Genomic DNA, 1,686 nt, shown 5'->3' with positions numbered 1-1,686 from the left:
TATTTTTACACAATATTATGGACTTGACTAAATTCCCACTTAAAATCTATTACTTTCAGTTATGGCGCCCTATCTGATCCTCAAATTGTACTCGAATGTCATCCAATCAACCTCAGCGTCACTAAAAAGCACTTCTTTCTGTCACAACGATTATATTTCGGTATAATAAAGATAATCACTACTGGGAGGTTATACGATGAGCGCACATAATGAAGCAAAAAAGATTGAAATGAAAGAACCACTTTTTCGAGAAAAAAACTCGACACTGACGATCATTTTAAATCCTCATGAGGAAACTCAGCTTTCCCACGAGTCATTTGACGTTCTCAATCAACTGGAAAATTTTGCGGTCGCTTCCGTTAAAATGCCAGCAGAAACGAAGACTCCGTTTGGGACCGTGACTTATCAATATGGTGATGCTTATCGCTTTTTCCTATTTCAATTACATGAAGCAAGCAATCTTTTGAAAGGTTTACATCTCGACGATTACGACTCTCAATATGTCCAACGATTACATTCGGCAAAGCAAGCATTAACTATCATTCTACCCTTCACCCATGAGTTACAGCAGTGTTATCAATTACAACTCAGTATCGCCAATCTGTTAGTTCCGAAGATGATGGGACTTATTGATGAAAATGCCCAACGACTCTTATGTCGCCAGCAAGTCGAAATGATTGCCCAATCGCATTATCTACCTCATCCGGGAATGTTGTTTTCAATCCAAGCGGTTCAACGCTCAGGTAAAATTTGGCTTCATACACATGGGTTGGTTCGCTGTCAGTTAACAGAACTTGAAATCTTGAATGTAACGAAAGACACTTACCACGATTTTTATTATTTAATCAAGCATTTAGCAACTCAATTGATTTACTTACGATTAGAAAAGCCCAATGAGACAGTGGAGCAAACACAGATCCTAGGGGCATTCAATCAGCAGCACCCGATTGTATCCCATACGATTCCTTGGAACCAAGCCTTAAAACATTACCCTAGCCATGCACTCGGTGGTACTGATGACCGACAAGTAGACCATCATTCTTTATCCAGTTTAATTTTTATTTTACTCATTGATGAACATGATGAACAAGAATTGGTGCCTGCTGATAAAGCAAGTCATTTATTCAAACAAGACCCACTTTATACTATCCCGCCATTAGAAATTAAACGCGAAAAATTAGTAGCCCATGAACAATTTCCGCTGTTACTCAAAGCTTTCAATCAACATAAAGATTCAGCTACTTGGGTGCCTTTAGTCAAAATTAGTATTCCCTATGGGAAAGATAATCAAGAAAATATTTGGTTTCAGTTGGATGAATTAACCAATGATATGGTTATCGGTAAAGCAACGCATGATGCTCAGTATTTACCGGATATCAAAACCGATACCGTCGCAACTTTTCCGTTGGCCCAAATGATTGATTGGATTATTTACACACCAGAAGGTACTATCACTCCAAACGAGGCTTATCGTTTGATGTAAAATGAATCGATAATCATTGGCGCATCCTAAGTTCTTCCTAACCAAAATAGGAAGAGACGACTCAGGACTCGCCTATTTTTTCATAAAAATTATCAGTTGTTATTGCATAAAATAGTCCGTTTTTCAGCTTTTTGCTTTGATTTTATGATTTTAACCTAAAAAACTCGAGGTTGGGCATCAACTTGATAAATTTAGTTAAGATT

At 37.6% G+C, this 1,686-nt stretch carries 1 protein-coding gene; it reads left to right on the top strand.

Going from position 1 to position 1,686, the window contains the following annotated elements; all coding sequences use genetic code 11:
* Positions 1-196: 196 nt before the first annotated feature.
* Positions 197-1,483: a DUF4026 domain-containing protein gene (locus tag HMPREF2811_RS06890; RefSeq protein WP_071408699.1), complete on the top strand. Its 1,287-nt coding sequence runs from the start codon at positions 197-199 to the stop codon at positions 1,481-1,483.
* The last annotated feature ends 203 nt before the right edge of the window (positions 1,484-1,686 follow it).

Origin of the sequence: Globicatella sp. HMSC072A10 (assembly GCF_001811625.1) — a bacterium.
Classification (GTDB): domain Bacteria; phylum Bacillota; class Bacilli; order Lactobacillales; family Aerococcaceae; genus Globicatella; species Globicatella sanguinis.
Note: the sequence above shows the minus strand (reverse complement) of the source record. Positions and strands in the feature narration are given on the sequence as shown.